Below are 20907 nucleotides of genomic sequence, written 5' to 3'. Positions count from 1 at the left end.
CGGGGATAAATCCCCTCGCCACAGGTTTATCTTCATTCAAGAAAAGCTTGGGCGAATGAATTCAGGCACTGTTCGTCCAGAACTTTCGAGGAAAGTGGCACGGGGCTGCTACACTGCGCGACATTTTGTTTTGCAGGCCAGTCCCGTGACCACCATCGCCACCGCTTTTAATACTCTGCCGCTGTCCGCCGCCATGCTGGCTAACCTCGAATCCCTCGGTTATGCCCAGATGACGCCGATCCAGGCGCAGAGCTTGCCGGTGATCCTCAAGGGGATGGACCTGATCGCCCAGGCCAAGACCGGCAGCGGCAAGACCGCCGCGTTCGGCATCGGCCTGCTCAACCCGATCAACCCGCGCTACTTCGGTTGCCAGGCGCTGGTGATCTGCCCGACCCGTGAGCTGGCCGACCAGGTCGCCAAGGAAGTCCGGCGTCTGGCCCGCGCCGAAGACAACATCAAGGTCCTGACCCTGTGCGGCGGCGTGTCGTTCGGCCCGCAGATCGCTTCGCTGGAGCACGGCGCGCACATCATCGTCGGCACCCCGGGGCGTATCCAGCAACACCTGCGCAAGGGTTCGCTGGTGCTCGACGGCCTGAACACGCTGATCCTCGACGAAGCCGACCGCATGCTCGACATGGGCTTCTACGACGCCATCGAAGACATCATCGAAAAGACTCCGGCACGCCGTCAGACCCTGCTGTTCTCCGCCACGTACCCGGTGGGCATCAAGCAACTGGCGTCGAAATTCATGCGCGATCCGCAAACGGTGAAAGCCGAGGCGTTCCACGACGACACGCAGATCGAGCAGCGTTTCTACGAGATTTCCCCGGAAGAGCGCATGAGCGCAGTGACCAAAGTCCTGCACCACTTCCGCCCGGCTTCCTGCGTGGCGTTCTGCTTCACCAAGCAGCAAGTGCAGGAAACCGTTGACCACCTGACCTCCAAAGGCATTTCCGCCGTCGGCCTGCACGGCGATCTGGAACAGCGTGATCGCGATCAGGTGCTGGCGATGTTCGCCAACCGCAGTACGTCGGTCCTGGTCGCCACCGACGTCGCCGCCCGTGGTCTGGACATCGACGCGCTGGACATGGTGATCAACGTCGAACTGGCCCGCGACTCGGAAATTCACATTCACCGCGTCGGCCGTACCGGTCGTGCCGGCGAGAAAGGCATTGCGGTCAGCCTCGTTGCGCCGTCCGAAGCGCATCGCGCGCAAGCCATCGAACAGCTGCAGAAAGCTCCGCTGAACTGGGATCAGGTCGATAACCTCAAGTCCCAGGGCGGCGCCCCGCTGCAGCCACCGATGAGCACCCTGTGCATCGCCGGCGGGCGTAAAGACAAGGTGCGTCCGGGCGACATCCTCGGCGCACTGACTGGCGACGCCGGCATCCCCGGCGCCCAGGTCGGCAAGATCGCGATCTTCGACTTCCAGTCGTATGTCGCCGTTGAACGCACCGTGGTCATGCAGGCGCTGCAGCGCTTGAACAACGGCAAGATCAAGGGCCGTTCGCTGCGCGTGCGGGTTTTGTAAACGGTCTACCATCCAAAGTAGATCCCTGTGGGAGCGAGCTTGCTCGCGAATGCAATCTGTCAGTCGACACATATGTTGAATGACACACCGCTTTCGCGAGCAAGCTCGCTCCCACAGTTAGTTTTGTGGTGAACAACGTGAGGACACCGTTTTGCGCTCTACCGAAGTCGTGATCATTGGCGCTGGCGCCGCAGGGTTGATGTGTGCACTGACCGCCGCCGGGCGCGGGCGTCAGGTGTTGCTGCTCGACCATGCGAACAAGGCCGGCAAGAAAATCCTGATGTCCGGTGGTGGCCGCTGCAATTTCACCAACATGTACACCGAGCCGGGCAATTTCCTCTCGGGTAACCCGCATTTCTGCAAATCGGCTCTGGCACGCTACACCCAGTGGGACTTCATCGGCATGGTCGCCAAGCACGGCGTGCCCTACCACGAGAAGAAACTCGGCCAGTTGTTCTGCGATAACAAATCCAGCGACATCCTCGGCATGCTGCTCGACGAGTGCGATCAGGTCGGCGTCGAGCTGCACCTGGACACCTCGATCCAGACCATCGAGAAGGTCGAAAGCGGTTACCTGCTCGACACCACCCTCGGCCAGGTTCAGTGCCAGTCGCTGGTGATCGCCACCGGCGGGCTGTCGATCCCGACGCTGGGCGCTACCGGTTTCGGTTATCAGGTCGCCAAACAGTTCGGCCATGAACTGCTGCCGACCCGCGCCGGACTGGTGCCGTTCACCATCACTGATCAGCTCAAGGAACTGTGCACCGAGCTGTCCGGTACTTCGGTGGATTGTCTGGTCAGCTGCAACGACCAGAGCTTTCGCGAGAACATTCTGTTCACTCACCGTGGTCTCAGTGGCCCGGCGATTCTGCAGATCTCGTCGTTCTGGGAGCCGGGCGACACCGTGGAGATCAACCTGCTGCCGGATCACGACACCGCGGCATGGCTGCAGCAGCAAGTAGCCGAACGCCCGAACAGCGAGCTGAAAACTTTGCTTGGTGAGATCTTCACCAAGAAGATGGCCAATCTGCTGGCGGACAACTGGTTCGTGTCCAAACCGATGAAGCAATACACCCACGCCGAACTGGCGCAGATCGCCGACAAGCTCGGCAGCTGGAAAGTCGTCCCGGCTGGTACCGAAGGCTATCGCACCGCCGAGGTCACGCTGGGCGGCGTCGATACCCGCGAAGTGTCGTCCAAGACCATGGAGTCGCTGAAAAGCCCGGGGCTGTATTTTGTCGGCGAAGTGCTCGACGTCACCGGGCATCTGGGCGGTTTCAACTTCCAGTGGGCCTGGGCCTCCGGCTACGCGGCTGCGCAGTACGTCTGATCCAACACAAATCAAAAAACTGTGGGAGCGGGCTTGCTCGCGAATGCGCTGGATCAGTCGACATACATGTTGAATGACACACCGCTTTCGGGAGCAAGCCCCCTCCCACAGTTGTTATGTGTGATGCAGTAAGGAACACTTTTTGCTGTCAGATGTGATCGGCGCCATTGCGTCGGCGTCATTACTGGCTCAATTTAGCGGCATCGCCTCGGAAGGCCTTCGCACTTCATGTCCTCGACCTCGTTTCGTCAGTCTTTGCGGCGCCTGTGGGCGCTGGATAAATTCAGCTACAGCGTGCGGGTGTTCATCGCCCTGACCGGCAGCATGGCGCTGTGTTGGTATCAGGATGAAATGGGCCTGCTGATCCCATTGTTCCTCGGGATCATCGCCAGCGCCCTGGCCGAGACCGACGACAGTTGGCAGGGCCGTCTCAACGCACTGGCAGTGACACTGGTGTGTTTCAGTATCGCCGCGCTGTCGGTGGAGCTGCTCTTCCCCTACCCCATCGTGTTCGCCATCGCCCTGGCCTTGGCCAGCTTCGGCTTGACCATGCTCGGCGCACTCGGCGAGCGTTATGGCGCGATTGCCTCGGCGACCTTGATTCTGTCGGTCTACACCATGATCGGCGTGGATCAGCGCGGCGGCGCGGTCACCGATTTCTGGCACGAACCGATGCTGTTGGTGGCCGGTGCCGCGTGGTACGGCCTGCTCTCGGTGCTGTGGCAGGCGATGTTTTCCAACCAGCCGGTGCAGCAGAGTCTGGCGCGGCTGTTCCGTGAACTGGGTTTCTACCTGAAGCTGAAAGCCTCGCTGTTCGAGCCGATCCGCCAACTGGACGTCGAGGGGCGACGGCTGGAACTGGCGCAGCAGAACGGTCGAGTGGTAGCGGCGCTGAACAGCGCCAAGGAAATCATTCTGCACCGGGTCGGCAACGGTCGCCCGGGGTCGAAAGTCAGCCGTTATCTGAAGCTGTATTTCCTCGCCCAGGACATTCACGAACGCGCCAGCTCCTCGCACTATCCGTATAACGCGCTGGCCGATGCGTTCTTCCACAGCGACGTGCTGTTCCGCTGCCAGCGTTTGTTGCGCCAGCAGGGCAAGGCCTGCCGCGCGCTGGCCGAATCGATCCAGATGCGCCAGCCGTTCGTCTACGACGCCAGTTTTGCCGAAGCGCTGACAGACCTCGATGCCTCCCTTGAACACCTGCGCATCCAGAGCAATCCGGCGTGGCGCGGCCTCCTGCGCTCGCTGCGTGCCCTGGCAGCCAACCTCGGCACCCTCGACCGTTTGCTCAGCGATGCGAGCAACCCGGATGCCTTGGCGGACGCCACCGACAGCAGCCTGCTCGACCGCTCGCCGCGCAACCTCAAGGACGTGTGGATTCGCCTGCGTACGCAGCTGACACCGACCTCGTTGCTGTTCCGTCATGCCCTGCGTCTGCCGCTGGCGCTGAGTATCGGCTATGGCATGGTGCACCTGATTCACCCGTCGCAGGGTTACTGGATCATCCTCACCACGCTGTTCGTCTGCCAACCGAACTACGGCGCGACCCGGCGCAAGCTCGGTCAGCGGATTCTCGGAACCGCCATCGGCCTGACCGTGGCGTGGGCGCTGTTCGATCTGTTCCCCAGCCCGCTGGTGCAGTCGTGCTTCGCGATCGCCGCCGGGGTGGTGTTCTTTACCAACCGCACCACGCGCTACACCCTGGCGACCGCCGCCATCACCATCATGGTGCTGTTCTGCTTCAACCAGATCGGCGATGGCTACGGGTTGTTCCTGCCACGCCTGTTCGATACCCTGCTCGGCAGCCTGATCGCCGGCCTGACGGTGTTCCTGTTCCTGCCGGACTGGCAGGGCCGACGCCTGAACAAGGTGCTGGCCAACACCCTGACCTGCAACAGCATCTACCTGCGCCAGATCATGCAGCAATACGCCGCCGGCAAGAGCGACGACCTCGCCTATCGCTTGGCCCGACGCAACGCGCACAACGCTGATGCGGCGCTGTCGACAACGCTGGCGAACATGCTCATGGAGCCGGGGCATTTCCGTAAGGAAGCGGATGTCGGTTTCCGTTTTCTGGTGCTGTCGCACACGCTGCTCAGCTACCTCTCCGGGCTGGGCGCGCATCGCGAAACGCAGCTACCGGCAGACGTGCGTGAACAACTGATCGACGGCGCCGGAGTGAAACTGGCCGCGAGCATCGACGACATTGCCCAGGGCCTGGCGAACAAGCAACCGGTGGCGATTCAGAGTGACGAAGAAGAAGCGCTGGCCAATGAGCTGGAGCAGATGCCGGACGAGATCGATGAAGGACAGCGACTGGTGCAGACGCAACTGGCGTTGATCTGCCGGCAGTTGGGGCCATTGCGGACGTTGGCGGCGCATTTGATCAAAGACACCCGCGAGACCTGAGTTTTGCGGTGTTTGTCAGGGCCTCTTCGCGAGCAAGCCCGCTCCCACAGGGGAACGCATTCCAAATGTGGGAGCGGGCTTGCTCGCGAAAGGGCTATCAGCCACACAGAAGATTCTGGACCAGCCTTCACATCCCATGCTGGCGCAGCAACTTGTCATAACTGCCATCCGCCTTCATCGCCGCAATCGCCTTATCAAACCCGGCCACAATCTGCTCATGCTGCGGATTCTTCAGGCTTACCAGAATATGCAGGCTGTTCTCGCTCAACGGCTTGGGCAGAAACTCCACGGCGTTGCGCACTTTGGCTGATTCGCGGGCCAGGTAATAGCGCGCGACGTATTCATCTTCCAGAGTCAGTTTGACCCGGTCCGCCGCCAGCATGCGCACGGCCATGGCGAAGTTATGCACAGGGACTTTCTCCAGTGCGGTATCGGCATCGAAGGCCTGCGAGTAGGCATAACCGCGCACCACCGCCACCGGGTAGGTGTGCAGTTGTTCCAGGCTGCCGTACTCCAGCGGCGTGTCCTTGCGCTTGAGAAAGCGGATGCGGTTGAGCAGGTATTCGCCAGAGAACTGGCCGATTTTGGTCCGTTCGTCGTTGTACCAGGCGTTGACCAGCACGTCGTATCGTCCTTCGCCCACCCCCAGCAGTGCCCGCGCCCAAGGTACCTGTTCATAGTCGCTGGCATAACCGGCCCGCGCCAGCGCGGTGCTGACGATGTCGGTGGCCAGACCACCGTTGACCAGCGTGTCGTCGGTAAAGGGCGGCCAGATATCAAACACCAGTCGCAACTTCTCCGCTGAGGCGGTTTGGGCCAGCAAGAGCAATCCGATCAAAGCAAAGGCTCGATGCAGTCGCGGCATGCTTGAAAATCCTTAGCGGGCGGGCTGCCCAGCGTGTTTTCAGTCAAAACCCCAAGGCCCCTTACCGGCGAAACCCAGGCCCTAACAGTAGCTCATTGAAGCCAGTGCACAGCGCTTTCCAGCAGATTACACAAAGCAGCCGCTATCGCGAGAAAGGAATGATGGCATTTTGACCTTTGTCACAGACTGTTCCGCCATACAGACATCCGGCGCCAGTGCCCTTAGTATCGGGCGACGGAGTTCAAGGAGTCGGAAGATGACAATCGAGTGGGTCTGCAAGCATCACAGTGATCTGGGCAAAGAAGAGTTGTACGCACTGCTGAAGCTACGCTCGGAAGTGTTCGTGGTCGAACAGAAATGCGCCTACCCGGACCTCGACGGCCAGGATCTGGACGGCGACACCCATCACCTCATGGGTTGGGAAGATGATCAGTTGATGGCCTATCTGCGCCTGCTTGATCCCGAGTCCCAGGGTGGTGACGTGGTGATTGGCCGCGTAATCATTGCGCCGCAGGGCCGTGGCAAAGGGCTGGGACATGTGTTGATGGAACACGCGCTGAAACAGGCCGAGAAGCATTGGCCGCAGGTGCCGATCTATCTGTCGGCGCAGGCGCATTTGCAGGGGTATTACGGCAGGTACGGGTTTGTGGTGGCGGGTGAGGAGTATCTGGAGGATGACATTCCGCATATCGGCATGCGTCGTTCTTGAGGGCCCCTTCGCGAGCAAGCCCGCTCCCACATTTTGATCGCATTCCATCTGAAGGAACTCGGTCTACTGTGGGAGCGGGCTTGCTCGCGAAGGCGTCAGCTCAGGCACTGCGAACCTCAGGGATACTCCAGCACAGCCTTGATCTGCCGCAGATTACGCTCGATCCACCCGCGATCAATCGCCCCCCACTCGCGAATCCGATAATGCCCGGCATGGTTGCGCGCGCCCTCTTCCTGCTCGAATTCACAGACGATATCCAGATCCGCCAGCGCGGCGATCGTGTCCTGCGCGGTGCGCCGGGGCATGCCGGTCACTTCGGTCAGCGCCGGGACGCTTGGGGCTAGGCCGCTGTCGATCAGGTAGGCCACGTACAGGCGCCGGTAAAAACTGCTTTTGGTCTTGCTGACGTCCATGCATGGGCTCCGTTAATTAAAAGATCAAAAGATCGCAGCCTTCGGCAGCTCCTACAAATCGCGCCACGTCAGGTACACCCGCAGATCGAACTCGACCTGGTGATACCCCGGCAGCATGTGTTCGCACAATTTATAGAAGGCCTTGTTGTGATCCGACTCCTTGAAGTGCGCCAGTTCATGCACGACGATCATCTTCAGGAACTCGGGGGCCGCCTCCTTGAACAACGAGGCGATGCGAATCTCTTTCTTGGCCTTGAGCTTGCCGCCCTGCACCCTTGAGACCGTGGTGTGCAGGCCCAGCGCGCGGTGCGTCAGGTCGAGGCGGTTGTCGAACAGCACCTTGTCGATGGCCGGCGCGTTGCGCAGGTATTCCTGCTTCAGGTCCAGCGCGTAGCTGTACAGCGCCTTGTCGCTCTGCACATCGTGACGCCCCGGATAGCGTTGGCTCAGGTAGTCACCCAGACGCTGTTCGGCGATCAGTTGGCGCACCTGATCCTGCAATTGCGCGGGATAGGCCTGGAGGTATTTCAACGCAGTCATGGGCACGGCAATACGGTTCGAAAAGAGCGCCAGTGTAACGAATTCAAACCGGCAGCGCGCTCCAGTCGAAGGGCTCGGCGAAGCTGGCGGCGTCTTCGGAGGTCAGCGGACGCGCCACCAGGAAACCCTGCACATATTCGCAGCCATGCGCTTGCAGCCATTGATACTGTTCGATGGTTTCCACGCCTTCGGCGATCACCAGCAAGCCGTACTGTTTACACAGATTGATCACGTTGCTGACCAGCGCCGCGTCGCGCGTCGAATCCGGCAGCCGCGCAATCAGGTGTCGATCAAGCTTGAGCGTGTCCAGCTCCAGATCACGCAGATGCGCCAGCGAACATGGCCCCGAACCAAAATCATCCAGCGCCACGCGCACCCCGAGATTGCGCAGCAGGCGCAGCTGTTTGCGGGTTTCGTCGGGGTTGTGCATCAGCGCGTCTTCGGTGATTTCCACCTCCAGTTGCCGCGGCTGCAACGAATGCCGCTCCAGCACCTGGCGCAACTCGGTGACCAGGTTCGGCAGCCCGAACTGGGTATTGCTCAAACTCACGCCAAGCACCAGATCCTCGGCGAACAGGGTTTCCCAGGCTTTGCGCTGGCCGGCGCCGCGATGATAGATCCAGCTGCCGAGCCGACTGATCAGCCGTGCCTCTTCCAGCAACGGCAGGAACAGCCCCGGCGGCACATCGCCGACGCTCGGATGCTGCCAGCGCAGCAGCGCCTCGAAACCGCGGATCTGCCCGCTGTCGATCGCCACTTGCGGCTGATACACAAGATTGAAATCACGGTTCTCGATGGCGTTGCGCACGCTCTCTTCAAGCATCAGCCGAGAGCGGGCGCGGCCGTTCATTTCGTGATCGTAAAAACGATACTGCTGACGCCCGGCGCGCTTGGCTTCGTACATGGCAATGTCGGAGGCGCGCAGCAAGCCATCGAGGTTCGAGCCGCAGTCCGGGTAAGTGGCGATGCCGATACTCGCGCCGAGGGCGATGTCCAGCCCTTCGATTTGCTGACAGATCGACACTCGCTCGATGAGTTTCTCGGCAATCTTCGCCGCCTGCTCGGGGAATTCCAGATCGAGCAGCGCAGTGAACTCGTCACCGCCCATGCGCGCGAGAATATCGAACGGCCTTAAGCACGCCTTCAACTGCTCGGAGACCCAGCGCAGCACCCGGTCGCCGGCATCGTGGCCAAGGGAATCGTTGACCCGTTTAAAGCCATCGAGATCCAGATACAGCAGCACCCAACTGCTGTCGCTGCGTTCACCGCGCAGCAGCAGGTTTTCCACCGTCTGATAAAAGCCCCGGCGATTGAGCAGACCGGTCAACGGATCAGTGACCGCTTGAAATTCCAGCTGCTGATGCAGGTGACGCACCACCGACATGTCCAGCACCGTCACCACCATCGCCCGCTGCTCGGCGGGCAGCGGCGCGCAGGACAACGCCACCGGCACCTGCTGCCCCGGCGCCGTGCGCAACAGCGCGTCGTGCAGACGCAAAGTCTCACCGCGTTTATAACCGGCCAACAATTCGGAATTGGCCCACAGCGGGATGTGCGGTTTCTGCAGGAAATCGAGAAACTCCTTGCCCTCCAGCTCCTTCACCGGCGCATTCAGCAGCCGCGAAATCGCCGGGTTAGCGAAGCGGATCAAACCGTCCTCGCCGAGCACCAGAATGCCTTCCGCCGCGTTATCCAGCACCGAGGCATTGAAGGCCCGAGCGACCTCCAGATCATGACTCAGACGCTGCAAGGCGCGGCGGTTGCGCTGGTGTTCGAGCAATGCCTGGACTTTGGGCTTGAGGATCTGCGGATCGAACGGTTTGAACAGGTAATCCACCGCGCCACTGGCGTAGCCCTTGATCACGGCGTCCTGGGACTGTTCGTTGGCGGTGAGGAAAATGATCGGTGTGAGGCGTGTGCGCTGACTGCCGCGCATCAGTCGCGCAACTTCAAAGCCGTCCATGCCCGGCATCTGCACATCCAGCAGCACCAGATCGACGTCGTGTTCGAGCAGCAGATTGAGCGCCTCGAAGCCGGAGGCGGCGGTCATGACGTGCCAATCCTGACGCTGCAGCAACGCGCGCATGCTGATCAGGTTTTCAGGGTAATCATCAACGATCAAAAGGACAGAGCTGCCTTCACCTGGCTGGGGTTGCGCGCATTCCATGCTGCTTCTCTTGTCGGGACATCTCTTGTCGGACTATCGGCCGGCTCTTGGGAAAACCGTACAGTTACTGAGCCATCACTCTAGTCGCGGATCTGTGAAAGCAGAAGCTGTCACGCCGCCATCATTTAGCCAAAGCGGCGACTTACCGACTAACGGTCACCCCTGCAGCCCCCGAAAACCGGCACAGATGGCATTTCGACAGGATGTTGACGCCAATCATCTGCCAAACGGGCGTTAACAAAAAACTCCTCTACGCTTATAACTGCCGCCCGAAAAGGCGCGGGCTAGAGCTTCTGGCACTCGCGTTCAGGATGAATTGAGTGGAAGAACCGACATGATCGATCTCGCAACCTGGAACCTCAGCGTTCCCGTCGGCAGTCCGCCGTACACCGTCGAAACCTCCAAACTGGTGAATGGCTTCAAGGATCAGTACTTCCATTCCGACACCGGCACGCTGTTTTTCTGGTCACCGGTTACCGGGTCAAAAACCGAAAACGCCATCTACCCGCGCACCGAACTGCGCGAAACCTTCAGCAACGGCACACTGCGCAACTGGTATTACCCGGACGCCGACAACACCCTGCGCGCAACCCTCGCGGTGAACAAGGTGCCCAGCTCCGGCAAGATCGTCATCGGCCAGATCCACGCGTATGAAAGCCAGAAACCGATGATCAAGCTCGAATACCAGTACAAGACCAAGACCGAAACCGGCAACCTCGTCATCAAAGTGCGCATGCACCCCGATGACGACGAAAGCCGCGTCATCACCCTCGCCACCGGCATCAAACTCGACCGCGAATTCAACTACCTGATCCACCTCAGCCCCGGCGGTGCACTGGGCGTGAGCGCAGCGGGTTATCAGTGGGATTCACAAATCAGCGCGACGTGGCGCAACAAGCCGCTGTACTTCAAGGCCGGGGTATATGTGCAGGACAACACCGGGTATACCAGTGAGGGAGGGCAGGTGACGTTTACCAAGCTGGATATTGATCACGACAAGTGATATCGGCGGCCCCGATACTTACACAAAACCCTGTGGGAGCGGGCTTGCTCGCGAATACGGTGGGTCAGCAACAATAATGTTGAATGACGTTCCGCATTCGCGAGCAAGCCCGCTCCCACAGGGCACCAACTGCGTGATGAGAGCAAAGCGGTGTCTAGTCTTGAAACGGTTTAAACCTATTTCAGGACTAGACACCTGGTTCTCTTTTCCCGCCCTTTCCTACGAAACAGAAGTAGGGAAATTTATAAAAAACTTACCATCCGAAACTGCGAACCCCTTATTCCCTGGCTCCTCATGAAACCTAAACTCTCCTTTAACAACTCCAGAGCTATTTTTTTCCAGTACGAATAATCCAGATTTAGGCCTCCATGCAGGGGCATATCGCGCGTCGCATACAAAATCAATTACATTGGGGAAGTCGGGAAAATAGTGATATGTACCTGGAGTAAGATCCTTGGAGAATAAAAATAAAATATCTTCTGAATGATGTTCAGTATGGCTACTTGCATGCACATAAACGTTGTCAGAGTAATCTCCATAAAGATGGGTAGATTTATACTCAGCTCTCTCTTCGCCACTTTCGCCATCCTTGCCGTACAAAATACAGCTGACCTCGCCACTGAGCTCATGCTTTTTAAATTTCTCACGGACATCAATGCTTGACATATCAATCTCTCCATTACATAGAAGGAACAAAATCAGTAAAGGGAGGGATAAATATGTTTATCGTTACTTCCTTTCTGATTGCATTGAGACGATAGGCTGCAATGAATTTTAAATCACCTGTCAGAAATGACAGTTATTTATGCGATTTCGAAATAAGCAACCAATTTACGCAGTCGTTAACGAAATTTATTTTTCTCTCAAAAGTAACTATGCCTTCGACACGTGCGGGGAAAATGTCACACATATCGGGCTTATCGAGAGAAAATTTAAAAATCTTTTTTAACGACATTTTTAGCCGCCAGCCGTTAATTTGCTCACAATGAAAAACTCACACAAAAAAACCCGCCACTCGGCGGGTTTTTCATTTACGCGATCAAACGCCCAGGCTTAGTTCACCTTGGCGTTCAACTCACCCTTCAGATAACGCTGGAACATCGCTTCCAACGAGATCGGCTTGATCTTCGAAGCATTACCGGCAGTACCGAACGCTTCATAACGAGCGATACACACATCACGCATCGCCGTCACGGTTGCGCCGAAGAATTTACGTGGGTCGAATTCGCTCGGATTGGTGGCCATCAGGCGACGCATTGCGCCGGTGGATGCCAGGCGCAGGTCGGTGTCGATGTTGACCTTGCGCACGCCGTACTTGATGCCTTCGACGATTTCTTCAACCGGTACGCCGTAGGTTTCTTTGATGTCGCCGCCGTACTGGTTAATGATCGCCAGCCACTCTTGTGGCACGGACGAGGAACCGTGCATCACCAAGTGGGTGTTCGGGATGCGCTTGTGGATTTCCTTGATGCGATCGATCGCCAGCACGTCGCCAGTAGGTGGCTTGGTGAACTTGTAGGCGCCGTGGCTGGTGCCGATGGCGATGGCCAGGGCATCGACCTGGGTCTTCTTGACGAAGTCAGCGGCTTCTTCCGGGTCGGTCAGCATCTGGCTGTGATCCAGAACGCCTTCAGCGCCGATGCCGTCTTCTTCACCGGCCATGCCGGTTTCCAGCGAACCCAGGCAGCCCAGCTCGCCTTCAACCGAAACGCCGCAGGCGTGAGCCATGGCGACGGTTTGTTGGGTAACGCGGACGTTGTATTCGTAGTCGGTCGGGGTCTTGCCGTCTTCGCCGAGGGAACCGTCCATCATCACCGAGCTGAAGCCCAGTTGGATGGAACGCTGGCAGACATCAGGGCTGGTGCCGTGGTCCTGGTGCATGCACACCGGGATGTGCGGGAATTCTTCGATCGCGGCCAGGATCAGGTGACGCAGGAATGGCGCGCCGGCGTATTTGCGAGCGCCGGCCGAAGCCTGGACGATCACCGGGGAGTCAGTCTTGTCAGCGGCTTCCATGATGGCGCGCATCTGCTCAAGGTTGTTGACGTTGAAGGCTGGAACGCCGTAGCCGAACTCGGCTGCGTGGTCCAGCATCTGGCGCATGCTGATAAGTGCCATTGTGTGTGTCTCTCCCGGTTGAGGGTCGTTAATCGTGCCAGCCTGCCGGAGCGGCGGCGGCTATTCAAGTGATTGCAGATCGGGGGTCGAAGCCCGGTCTGGTGATTCGGTGTTACCAAAATCTTGTGAACAACAGAGAACCCCTGTGGGAGCGAGCTTGCTCGCGAATGCGGATTAACATTCAACATTGATGCAAGCTGATCCACCGCCTTCGCGAGCAAGCCCGCTCCCACATTTTGGATCTATGTGAATCAATTCAATCGTCTTACTCGGCCTTGCAGCCGCGGCCAATCAGGTCATTGGTGGCTACCCAGTACACCAGGCCTTCGTCACCCTTGACGTGAAACGCCAGCATGCCGTCGCTGTACAGCACACCCGAGGCGCCCGGCTCTTCTTTCAGGCGATAGACCTGATCACCGCCACCCAGCCGAACATCGACTTCCTTCTGGCCGGCATTGGCGTAGCGCCATAGCACTTTGGCCTGGCTGTCGCAGGTCCAGGTGGTCCAGCTGTCCGCAGGTGCGGACGACTGAAACAGGTTCATCTGCGCGCAACCGCCCAACAATGCCAACGCCGCAATGGCGATCAAGCCTTTCATCCGTGTTCCTCGACTGACGGCGCACGCCGCCAGCCCTGAGTTAAAGAGTCAGACCGGTCAAGGACAACCATGTTCCTTGGCCGGGGTTTGCGTCTCGTATTTGTCCAGACCGTCCGGCCCCGAGCGCTTGTTCAGCACCGGGTTGGTTTCGGCCTGCCAGTCGGCCTGGTAGCAGCCTTTCTGTGCCGCATCCGGCGCAGGCGTGGCCTCGGCCTTCGGGTTACTCCCGCAGGCCGCCAGCGTGCCGGTCAGCAACAACAGCGCTAACGACTTGACCATCTGAACACTCCTTTGCCTGGCCAAACGGGCGGCCTCAGGCCTTGGCCCGGCTTTCCAGGACTTCAACGGCCGGCAGCACCTTGCCTTCGACGAATTCGAGGAACGCGCCGCCACCGGTGGAAATGTAGGAGATTTGCTCGGCCACGCCATATTTATCGATGGCCGCCAGAGTGTCGCCACCGCCGGCAATGGAGAATGCGGCGCTGTCAGCAATGGCCTGGGCCAGCACTTTGGTGCCGTTGCCGAACTGGTCGAATTCGAACACGCCGACCGGGCCGTTCCACAGGATAGTTTTCGACGATTTCAGCAGTTCGGCGAAGTTGGCTGCGGTTTGCGGGCCGATGTCCAGAATCATGTCGTCAGCGGCAACGTCAGCGATCAGCTTGACGGTCGCCTCAGCGCTTTCAGCAAATTCCTTGGCAACCACCACGTCCACCGGCAGCGGCACGCTGACCTTGGCGGCGATGGCGCGCGCGGTGTCCAGCAGGTCCGGCTCGTACAGCGACTTGCCGACCGGGTGACCGGCGGCAGCCAGGAAGGTGTTGGCGATGCCGCCGCCGACGATCAGCTGATCGCAGATCTGGCTCAGGCTGTTGAGTACGTCGAGTTTGGTCGAGACCTTGGAGCCGGCAACGATCGCAGCCATTGGCTTGGCCGGTGCGCCCAGCGCCTTGCCCAGTGCGTCCAGCTCAGCGGCCAGCAACGGGCCGGCAGCGGCGACTTTGGCGAACTTGGCCACGCCGTGGGTCGAACCCTCTGCGCGGTGCGCGGTGCCGAAGGCGTCCATCACGAACACGTCGCACAGGGCGGCGTATTGCTGGGCCAGCTCGTCAGCGTTCTTTTTCTCGCCCTTGTTGAAGCGCACGTTTTCGAACAGCACGATGTCGCCGGCCTTGACGTCAACGCCGCCCAGGTAATCGGCCACCAGCGGCACGTCGCGGCCCAGGGCCTTGCTCAGGTAGTCAGCGACTGGCTTGAGGCTGTTCTCGGCGGAGAACTCGCCTTCGGTCGGACGGCCCAGGTGCGAACACACCATCACCGCCGCACCTTTTTCCAGGGCCAGCTTGATGGTCGGCAGCGAAGCCAGGATACGCGCATCGCTGGTGACAACACCGTCCTTGACTGGGACGTTGAGGTCTTCGCGAATCAATACGCGCTTACCTTGCAGATCGAGGTCGGACATCTTCAACACGGTCATGGGTCGCACTTCCTGAGTAGCTGTTCTTAGAGAGCAGGTTTTTTTGAAATCGCTGTTTGCAGATAGTGGTCTGCAACGTCCAGCATTCGGTTGGCAAAACCCCATTCGTTGTCGAACCAGGCCAGGATGTTCACCAGTTTGGGGCCGGAAACACGGGTCTGACTGGCATCGACGATGGCCGAATGTGGGTCATGGTTGAAATCACAACTGGCGTGCGGCAACTCGGTATAGGCCAACAGGCCTTTGAGCGGGCCGTTGGTGGCGGCCTCGCGCAGGATCCGGTTGACCTCGTTGGCATCGGTCGCGGTGGCGGTCTGCATCGTGATGTCGAGGCAGGACACGTTGACCGTCGGCACGCGTACGGCTTTGGCCTGAATTCGCCCGGCAAGTTCCGGCAGCAGACGCTCGATGCCACGTGCCAGACCAGTGGACACCGGGATCACCGACTGGAACGCCGAACGGGTGCGGCGCAGGTCTTCGTGGTGATAGGCGTCGATCACCGGCTGATCGTTCATTGCCGAGTGAATCGTGGTGATCGACACGTAATCCAGGCCGATCGCCTTGTCCAGCAGACGCAACAGCGGCACGCCGCAGTTGGTGGTGCAGGAGGCGTTGGACACCAGCAGTTCATCGCCAGTCAGGCAATCCTGATTGACGCCGAAGACGATGGTGGCGTCGACATCCGCCTCGCTGGCCATCGGCTGTGAAAACAGCACGCGTGGCGCGCCGGCGTCGAGAAAACGCTGGCCATCTTCGCGGGTGTGGTAGGCACCGGAACACTCCAGCACCAGGTCGACGCCCAGCGCCGCCCAGTCGATGCCTTCGGGGGTGGCACTGCGCAGGACCTTCACGCAGTCGCCATTAATATGCAGACAATCGCCTTCTACTCGCACTTCGCCGGGAAAGCGGCCGTGGGTGGAGTCGAAACGTGTCAGGTATTCGATGCTGGCCATGTCCGCCAGATCGTTGATCGCGACAATTTCAAACCCGGCCTTCTCGCCACGCTCGAACAACGCACGCAAGACGCAACGACCAATCCGGCCGTAGCCGTTGAGTGCAACTTTGTAGGGACGCGGTTGAGGCATGGGGTTCTCGATTACCGTTTGATTCCGTTATTGCAGTGGTGTCTGAACCACCGATTTCGCGAGCAAGCCCGCTCCCACATTGGATCAGGGTTGTGAACACTGTGTGTGTCACACAACAAATCCCCCAGTGGGAGCGGGCTTGCTCGCGAAGGCGTCAGTCCAGACGACGCAACTTCTGGATCAGTCTTCCAGCAGCTCTTCAGCCTGACCCAGGATGTTTTCCAGGGTGAAGCCGAACTCTTCGAACAGTGCCGAAGCCGGAGCCGATTCGCCGTAGGTGGTCATGCCGATCACGCGACCTTCCAGACCCACATACTTGAACCAGAAGTCGGCGTGAGCCGCTTCGATCGCAATACGTGCGCTGACCTGCAGCGGCAGAACCGATTGCTTGTAGCCGGCGTCCTGCGCATCGAAAACGCTGGTGCACGGCATGGAAACCACGCGCACCTTGCGGCCTTGCTCGGTCAGTTTGTCGTAGGCCTGAACGGCCAGACCGACTTCGGAACCGGTGGAAATCAGGATCAGCTCAGGCTCGCCTGCACAGTCCTTCAACACGTAACCACCGCGGCTGATGTCGGCGATCTGACCGGCATCGCGTTCCTGGTGCTGCAGGTTCTGACGCGAGAAGATCAGCGCCGATGGGCCGTCCTTACGCTCCAGCGCGTTTTTCCAGGCCACTGCCGATTCAACGGCATCGGCTGGACGCCAGGTGTCGAGGTTCGGTGTGGTCCGCAGGCTGGTCAGTTGCTCGATCGGCTGGTGCGTCGGGCCGTCTTCGCCCAGACCGATGGAGTCGTGGGTGTAGACGTGGATCACACGCTTCTTCATCAGCGCCGACATGCGTACCGCGTTGCGCGCATATTCCATGAACATCAGGAAGGTCGCGCCGTAAGGCACCAGGCCGCCGTGCAGGGACACGCCGTTCATGATCGCGGTCATGCCGAATTCGCGCACGCCGTAGTACATGTAGTTGCCGCTGGCGTCTTCAGCGCTGACGCCTTTGCAACCTTTCCACAGGGTCAGGTTGGAACCGGCCAGGTCAGCTGAACCGCCGAGCAGTTCCGGCAGCAGCGGGCCGAACGCGTTCAGGGTGTTCTGGCTGGCTTTACGGCTGGCGATGGTTTCGCCTTTGGCCGCCACTTCAGCAATATAGGCCGAGGCTTTTTCCGCGAAGTCAGCCGGCAGTTCGCCGCTCAGACGACGGATCAGCTCGTTGGCTTCGGTAGGGAATGCTGCGGAGTAGGCAGCGAAACGCTGATCCCACTCGGCTTCGGCAGCGCGACCTTTTTCCTTGGCATCCCACTCGGCATAAATGTCTGCAGGGATTTCGAACGGGCCGTAGTTCCAGTTCAGCGCCTGACGGGTCAGGGCGATTTCCGCGTCACCCAGTGGGGCGCCGTGGCAGTCTTCCTTGCCCTGCTTGTTCGGCGAACCGAAACCGATGGTGGTCTTGCAGCAGATCAGGGTCGGCAGCGGGCTCTTGCGCGCGGTTTCGATGGCGGTCTTGATCTCTTCCGGATCGTGACCGTCGACGTTGCGAATCACCTGCCAGTTGTAGGATTCGAAACGCTTCGGGGTGTCATCGGTGAACCAGCCTTCGACTTCACCGTCGATGGAGATGCCGTTGTCATCGTAGAAGGCGATCAGCTTGCCCAGGCCCAGCGTACCGGCCAGGGAAGCGACTTCGTGGGAAATGCCTTCCATCATGCAGCCATCACCTAGGAACACGTAGGTGTGGTGATCAACGATGTTGTGGCCAGGACGGTTGAACTGCGCACCCAGAACCTTTTCAGCCAGGGCGAAGCCGACGGCGTTGGCCAGCCCCTGACCCAGCGGGCCGGTGGTGGTCTCGACGCCCGGGGTGTAACCGAACTCCGGGTGACCCGGGGTGCGGCTGTGCAGTTGACGGAACTGCTTGAGGTCGTCGATCGACAGGTCGTAACCGGTCAGGTGCAGCAGCGAGTAGATCAACATCGAGCCGTGGCCGTTGGACAGCACGAAGCGGTCACGGTCGGCGAATGACGGGTTGCTCGGGTTGTGCTTGAGGTAGTCGCGCCAAAGTACTTCGGCGATATCTGCCATACCCATAGGGGCACCGGGATGGCCGCTGTTGGCTTTTTGCACGGCATCCATGCTGAGGGCACGAATGGCGTTGGCACGCTCACGACGGCTAGGCATCGCTGATCTCCTGGGTGTGAATAGATTGAAACGGAAAAAAGGAGGGCATTTTCCCTCACCGGAGCGCTTCGGGGCAATGACAGATAGTCATCCGAAGGCGTTTTTCCCATGCTTGGCGGCGGTTTCGTCTGGTGAAACCTTTCCGCTGTTCGTTTGTAGAGTTAACCAGCCAGTGAGAAGTGCCATCTATCGAGCAATATCAAAACTTTTTGATATTGCCCTTGCAGCGATTTCCCACCGTCACTAGACTGCTGCCCCATGAACTTACGCGTGCCTTCCATTCGCCATGACGATTGCGACGAGCTGGCGGCCCTGTGCAAGGCCGGTGGCGATCCGCTGCGTCTGAATGTATTGCGCGCGCTGGCCAACGACTCGTTCGGCGTACTGGAGCTGGCGCAGATTTTCGGCATCGGTCAGTCCGGCATGAGCCACCACCTCAAGGTGCTGGCCCAGGCCGACCTGGTGGCGACACGCCGCGAAGGCAACGCGATTTTCTATCGCCGCGCCCTGCCCCACACCGAATTGCTGGGCGGCAAGTTGCACGCCGCATTGTTAGAAGAAGTCGACAATCTGGCGCTGCCGGACGACGTGCAGGCACGCATCGCTCAGGTTCACGGACAACGCGAAGCTGCCAGTCAGGACTTCTTCACCCGGGTTGCGGAGAAATTCCGCGCCCAGCAAGACTTGATCGCAGGCCTGCCGCAGTACCGTGACAGTGTGCTGGCCCTGCTCGACAAACTGAACTTCAATGGTGCTGCCACGGCCATTGAAGTCGGCCCCGGCGATGGTGCTTTCCTGCCGGAACTGGCCCGCCGCTTCGGCACTGTAACCGCGCTGGACAACAGCCCGGCGATGCTCGAACTGGCGCGTCAGGTATGTGAACGTGAACGGCTGGCTAACGTCAGCCTGCAATTGGCCGATGCATTGAATGGCACCAGCCTTCAGGCCGATTGCGTGGTACTGAACATGGTGTTGCACCATTTCGCCGCGCCGGCCGAAGCGCTCAAGCACATGGCCGGCCTGCTGCAACCGGGCGGTAGCCTGCTCGTGACAGAGTTATGTAGCCACAACCAGAGTTGGGCCAGGGAGGCCTGCGGTGATCTGTGGTTGGGGTTTGAACAGGACGATTTGGCCCGTTGGGCCACCGCTGCGGGACTCGTTCCCGGGGACAGCCTCTATGTAGGCTTACGTAATGGTTTCCAGATCCAGGTTCGCCACTTTCAGCGACCGGCTGGCGACACTCACCATCGGTAAATTCAGGAAAACATCGAGATGAGCGAATACTCCCTCTTCACCTCCGAGTCCGTGTCTGAAGGACATCCGGACAAAATCGCCGACCAGATTTCCGATGCGGTGCTGGACGCCATTATCGCCCAGGACAAACACGCACGCGTTGCCGTGGAAACCCTGGTCAAGACTGGCGTTGCCATCGTGGCCGGTGAAGTGACCACCAGCGCCTGGGTTGACCTGGAGCAGATCGTTCGTGACGTGATCTGCGACATCGGCTACACCAGTTCCGAAGTCGGCTTCGACGGCGCGACCTGCGGCGTGATGAACATCATCGGCAAGCAGTCCCCTGACATCAACCAGGGCGTTGACCGTGCCAAGCCTGAAGATCAGGGCGCTGGCGACCAAGGCCTGATGTTCGGCTACGCCAGCAACGAAACCGACGTGCTGATGCCAGCACCGATCACCTTCTCGCACCAGCTGGTGCAGCGCCAGGCCGAAGCTCGCAAATCGGGTCTGCTGCCGTGGCTGCGTCCGGACGCCAAATCGCAAGTGACTTGCCGTTACGAAGGCGGCAAGGTGGTCGGTATCGACGCCGTTGTTCTGTCGACCCAGCACAACCCTGAAGTGTCCTACAAAGACCTGCGCGAAGGCGTGATGGAGCTGATCGTCAAGCACGTGCTGCCTGCCGAACTGCTGAGCAAAGACACCCAGTTCCACATCAACCCGACCGGCCAGTTCATCATTGGCGGCCCGGTAGGTGACTGCGGTCTGACCGGTCGCAAGATCATCGTCGACAGCTACGGCGGCATGGCCCGTCACGGCGGTGGCGCGTTCTCCGGTAAAGATCCATCGAAGGTTGACCGTTCGGCGGCCTACGCTGGCCGTTATGTTGCCAAGAACATCGTCGCTGCCGGCCTGGCCGAGCGTTGCGAGATTCAGGTGTCCTACGCCATCGGTGTCGCTCAGCCGACTTCGATCTCGCTGAACACCTTCGGTACCGGCAAGATCAGCGATGACAAGATCATCAAACTGGTGCGTGAAGTGTTCGACCTGCGTCCATACGCGATCACCACCATGCTCGACCTGCTGCACCCGATGTACCAGGAAACTGCAGCCTACGGCCACTTCGGTCGTGCTCCGCAGACCAAGACTGTTGGCGAAGACACCTTCTCCACCTTCACCTGGGAAAAAACCGACCGCGCCGACGCTCTGCGTTCCGCCGCAGGTCTGTAAGCCCTCCCCGGCTGCAAA

The 20907-nt window shown here is 59.6% G+C and carries 18 protein-coding genes and 1 pseudogene; 8 read left to right on the top strand and 11 right to left on the bottom strand.

The window, feature by feature from the left end; genetic code table 11:
• Window positions 1–145 precede the first annotated feature (145 nt).
• The 4 genes and pseudogenes from dbpA to yccS all read left to right on the top strand — a co-directional run bounded on the left by dbpA (window position 146) and on the right by yccS (window position 5273).
• Window positions 146–1531, top strand: a complete 1386-nt coding sequence (gene dbpA / locus M0808_RS02955; RefSeq protein WP_007962660.1) for an ATP-dependent RNA helicase DbpA — start codon at window positions 146–148, stop codon at window positions 1529–1531.
• Between the two features lie 21 nt (window positions 1532–1552).
• Window positions 1553–1651: pseudogene (locus M0808_RS28550) on the top strand (metal ABC transporter ATP-binding protein); the annotation flags it as partial.
• A gap of 31 nt (window positions 1652–1682) precedes the next feature.
• On the top strand, window positions 1683–2861 hold the full coding sequence (locus M0808_RS02945) for an NAD(P)/FAD-dependent oxidoreductase (protein WP_115988727.1): 1179 nt from the start codon (window positions 1683–1685) through the stop codon (window positions 2859–2861).
• Window positions 2862–3089: 228 nt separating this feature from the next.
• Window positions 3090–5273 (top strand): YccS family putative transporter, encoded by a 2184-nt coding sequence (yccS, locus tag M0808_RS02940; protein ID WP_247839827.1) that lies wholly within the window; start codon window positions 3090–3092, stop codon window positions 5271–5273.
• Between the two features lie 127 nt (window positions 5274–5400).
• Here the strand turns inward: yccS and M0808_RS02935 are convergent, their stop codons facing one another.
• The gene (locus M0808_RS02935; protein WP_027610632.1) at window positions 5401–6138 is read right to left on the bottom strand and encodes a transporter substrate-binding domain-containing protein; all 738 of its coding nucleotides are present in this window, start codon (window positions 6136–6138) and stop codon (window positions 5401–5403) included.
• A 256-nt stretch (window positions 6139–6394) separates the two neighbouring features.
• On the opposite strand from M0808_RS02935, the gene M0808_RS02930 reads away from it, so the two are divergent.
• Window positions 6395–6847, top strand: a complete 453-nt coding sequence (locus M0808_RS02930; protein ID WP_247839825.1) for a GNAT family N-acetyltransferase — start codon at window positions 6395–6397, stop codon at window positions 6845–6847.
• A gap of 116 nt (window positions 6848–6963) precedes the next feature.
• Here the strand turns inward: M0808_RS02930 and M0808_RS02925 are convergent, their stop codons facing one another.
• The 3 genes from M0808_RS02925 to M0808_RS02915 are packed head-to-tail and all read right to left on the bottom strand — an operon-like array spanning window position 6964 to window position 9967.
• A complete protein-coding gene (locus tag M0808_RS02925; RefSeq protein WP_247839823.1) occupies window positions 6964–7260 on the bottom strand; it encodes a winged helix-turn-helix domain-containing protein in 297 nt (98 codons plus the stop codon).
• Between the two features lie 51 nt (window positions 7261–7311).
• On the bottom strand, window positions 7312–7800 hold the full coding sequence (locus M0808_RS02920; RefSeq protein ID WP_007969689.1) for a M48 family metallopeptidase: 489 nt from the start codon (window positions 7798–7800) through the stop codon (window positions 7312–7314).
• A gap of 43 nt (window positions 7801–7843) precedes the next feature.
• Window positions 7844–9967 carry an EAL domain-containing protein gene (locus tag M0808_RS02915; RefSeq protein WP_247839821.1) on the bottom strand — a complete coding sequence of 708 codons (2124 nt, stop codon included), beginning with the start codon at window positions 9965–9967 and terminating at the stop codon, window positions 7844–7846.
• 334 nt (window positions 9968–10301) lie between these two features.
• Here M0808_RS02915 and M0808_RS02910 point away from each other — a divergent pair, with 334 nt between their 5' ends.
• Window positions 10302–10970 (top strand): polysaccharide lyase family 7 protein, encoded by a 669-nt coding sequence (locus M0808_RS02910; protein ID WP_247839819.1) that lies wholly within the window; start codon window positions 10302–10304, stop codon window positions 10968–10970.
• Window positions 10971–11189: 219 nt separating this feature from the next.
• Here M0808_RS02910 and M0808_RS02905 read toward each other — a convergent pair whose 3' ends face one another.
• From M0808_RS02905 to tkt, 7 genes are all read right to left on the bottom strand, one after another.
• A complete protein-coding gene (locus M0808_RS02905; RefSeq protein WP_247839817.1) occupies window positions 11190–11636 on the bottom strand; it encodes a hypothetical protein in 447 nt (148 codons plus the stop codon).
• 387 nt (window positions 11637–12023) lie between these two features.
• On the bottom strand, window positions 12024–13088 hold the full coding sequence (gene fba / locus M0808_RS02900) for a class II fructose-bisphosphate aldolase (RefSeq protein ID WP_003229012.1): 1065 nt from the start codon (window positions 13086–13088) through the stop codon (window positions 12024–12026).
• Between the two features lie 265 nt (window positions 13089–13353).
• Window positions 13354–13686 (bottom strand): MliC family protein, encoded by a 333-nt coding sequence (locus tag M0808_RS02895; RefSeq protein WP_247839815.1) that lies wholly within the window; start codon window positions 13684–13686, stop codon window positions 13354–13356.
• Between the two features lie 57 nt (window positions 13687–13743).
• Window positions 13744–13965 carry a hypothetical protein gene (locus tag M0808_RS02890; protein WP_007961876.1) on the bottom strand — a complete coding sequence of 74 codons (222 nt, stop codon included), beginning with the start codon at window positions 13963–13965 and terminating at the stop codon, window positions 13744–13746.
• A 34-nt stretch (window positions 13966–13999) separates the two neighbouring features.
• The gene (locus M0808_RS02885; protein WP_027610625.1) at window positions 14000–15163 is read right to left on the bottom strand and encodes a phosphoglycerate kinase; all 1164 of its coding nucleotides are present in this window, start codon (window positions 15161–15163) and stop codon (window positions 14000–14002) included.
• A gap of 26 nt (window positions 15164–15189) precedes the next feature.
• Window positions 15190–16248 carry an erythrose-4-phosphate dehydrogenase gene (epd, locus tag M0808_RS02880; RefSeq protein ID WP_098966022.1) on the bottom strand — a complete coding sequence of 353 codons (1059 nt, stop codon included), beginning with the start codon at window positions 16246–16248 and terminating at the stop codon, window positions 15190–15192.
• Window positions 16249–16428: 180 nt separating this feature from the next.
• Window positions 16429–18426, bottom strand: coding sequence for a transketolase (gene tkt, locus M0808_RS02875; RefSeq protein ID WP_027610623.1), 1998 nt, complete (start codon window positions 18424–18426; stop codon window positions 16429–16431).
• Between the two features lie 258 nt (window positions 18427–18684).
• Between tkt and M0808_RS02870 the strand changes: the two genes are divergently transcribed.
• The gene (locus M0808_RS02870; protein ID WP_027610622.1) at window positions 18685–19680 is read left to right on the top strand and encodes a metalloregulator ArsR/SmtB family transcription factor; all 996 of its coding nucleotides are present in this window, start codon (window positions 18685–18687) and stop codon (window positions 19678–19680) included.
• A gap of 18 nt (window positions 19681–19698) precedes the next feature.
• Window positions 19699–20889, top strand: coding sequence for a methionine adenosyltransferase (gene metK / locus M0808_RS02865; RefSeq protein WP_027610621.1), 1191 nt, complete (start codon window positions 19699–19701; stop codon window positions 20887–20889).
• The last annotated feature ends 18 nt before the right edge of the window (window positions 20890–20907 follow it).

Source organism: Pseudomonas sp. MWU12-3103b (assembly GCF_023100615.1).
Lineage (GTDB): Bacteria > Pseudomonadota > Gammaproteobacteria > Pseudomonadales > Pseudomonadaceae > Aquipseudomonas > Aquipseudomonas putida_A.
The sequence above is the reverse complement of the archived record's forward strand: the minus strand, read 5'-3'. Positions and strand labels throughout refer to the sequence as shown.

What these genes read in the sequence shown, in the direction of transcription:
- M0808_RS02920 (WP_007969689.1), bottom strand. Translation starts at nt 7,800, where the DNA reads ATGACTGCGTTGAAATACCTCCAGGCCTATCCCGCGCAATTGCAGGAT.
- M0808_RS02890 (WP_007961876.1), bottom strand. Translation starts at nt 13,965, where the DNA reads ATGGTCAAGTCGTTAGCGCTGTTGTTGCTGACCGGCACGCTGGCGGCC.
- M0808_RS02935 (WP_027610632.1), bottom strand. Translation starts at nt 6,138, where the DNA reads ATGCCGCGACTGCATCGAGCCTTTGCTTTGATCGGATTGCTCTTGCTG.
- metK (WP_027610621.1), top strand. Translation starts at nt 19,699, where the DNA reads ATGAGCGAATACTCCCTCTTCACCTCCGAGTCCGTGTCTGAAGGACAT.
- M0808_RS02905 (WP_247839817.1), bottom strand. Translation starts at nt 11,636, where the DNA reads ATGTCAAGCATTGATGTCCGTGAGAAATTTAAAAAGCATGAGCTCAGT.
- tkt (WP_027610623.1), bottom strand. Translation starts at nt 18,426, where the DNA reads ATGCCTAGCCGTCGTGAGCGTGCCAACGCCATTCGTGCCCTCAGCATG.
- M0808_RS02930 (WP_247839825.1), top strand. Translation starts at nt 6,395, where the DNA reads ATGACAATCGAGTGGGTCTGCAAGCATCACAGTGATCTGGGCAAAGAA.
- M0808_RS02910 (WP_247839819.1), top strand. Translation starts at nt 10,302, where the DNA reads ATGATCGATCTCGCAACCTGGAACCTCAGCGTTCCCGTCGGCAGTCCG.
- epd (WP_098966022.1), bottom strand. Translation starts at nt 16,248, where the DNA reads ATGCCTCAACCGCGTCCCTACAAAGTTGCACTCAACGGCTACGGCCGG.
- yccS (WP_247839827.1), top strand. Translation starts at nt 3,090, where the DNA reads ATGTCCTCGACCTCGTTTCGTCAGTCTTTGCGGCGCCTGTGGGCGCTG.
- fba (WP_003229012.1), bottom strand. Translation starts at nt 13,088, where the DNA reads ATGGCACTTATCAGCATGCGCCAGATGCTGGACCACGCAGCCGAGTTC.
- M0808_RS02915 (WP_247839821.1), bottom strand. Translation starts at nt 9,967, where the DNA reads ATGGAATGCGCGCAACCCCAGCCAGGTGAAGGCAGCTCTGTCCTTTTG.
- M0808_RS02895 (WP_247839815.1), bottom strand. Translation starts at nt 13,686, where the DNA reads ATGAAAGGCTTGATCGCCATTGCGGCGTTGGCATTGTTGGGCGGTTGC.
- M0808_RS02870 (WP_027610622.1), top strand. Translation starts at nt 18,685, where the DNA reads ATGAACTTACGCGTGCCTTCCATTCGCCATGACGATTGCGACGAGCTG.
- M0808_RS02925 (WP_247839823.1), bottom strand. Translation starts at nt 7,260, where the DNA reads ATGGACGTCAGCAAGACCAAAAGCAGTTTTTACCGGCGCCTGTACGTG.
- M0808_RS02885 (WP_027610625.1), bottom strand. Translation starts at nt 15,163, where the DNA reads ATGACCGTGTTGAAGATGTCCGACCTCGATCTGCAAGGTAAGCGCGTA.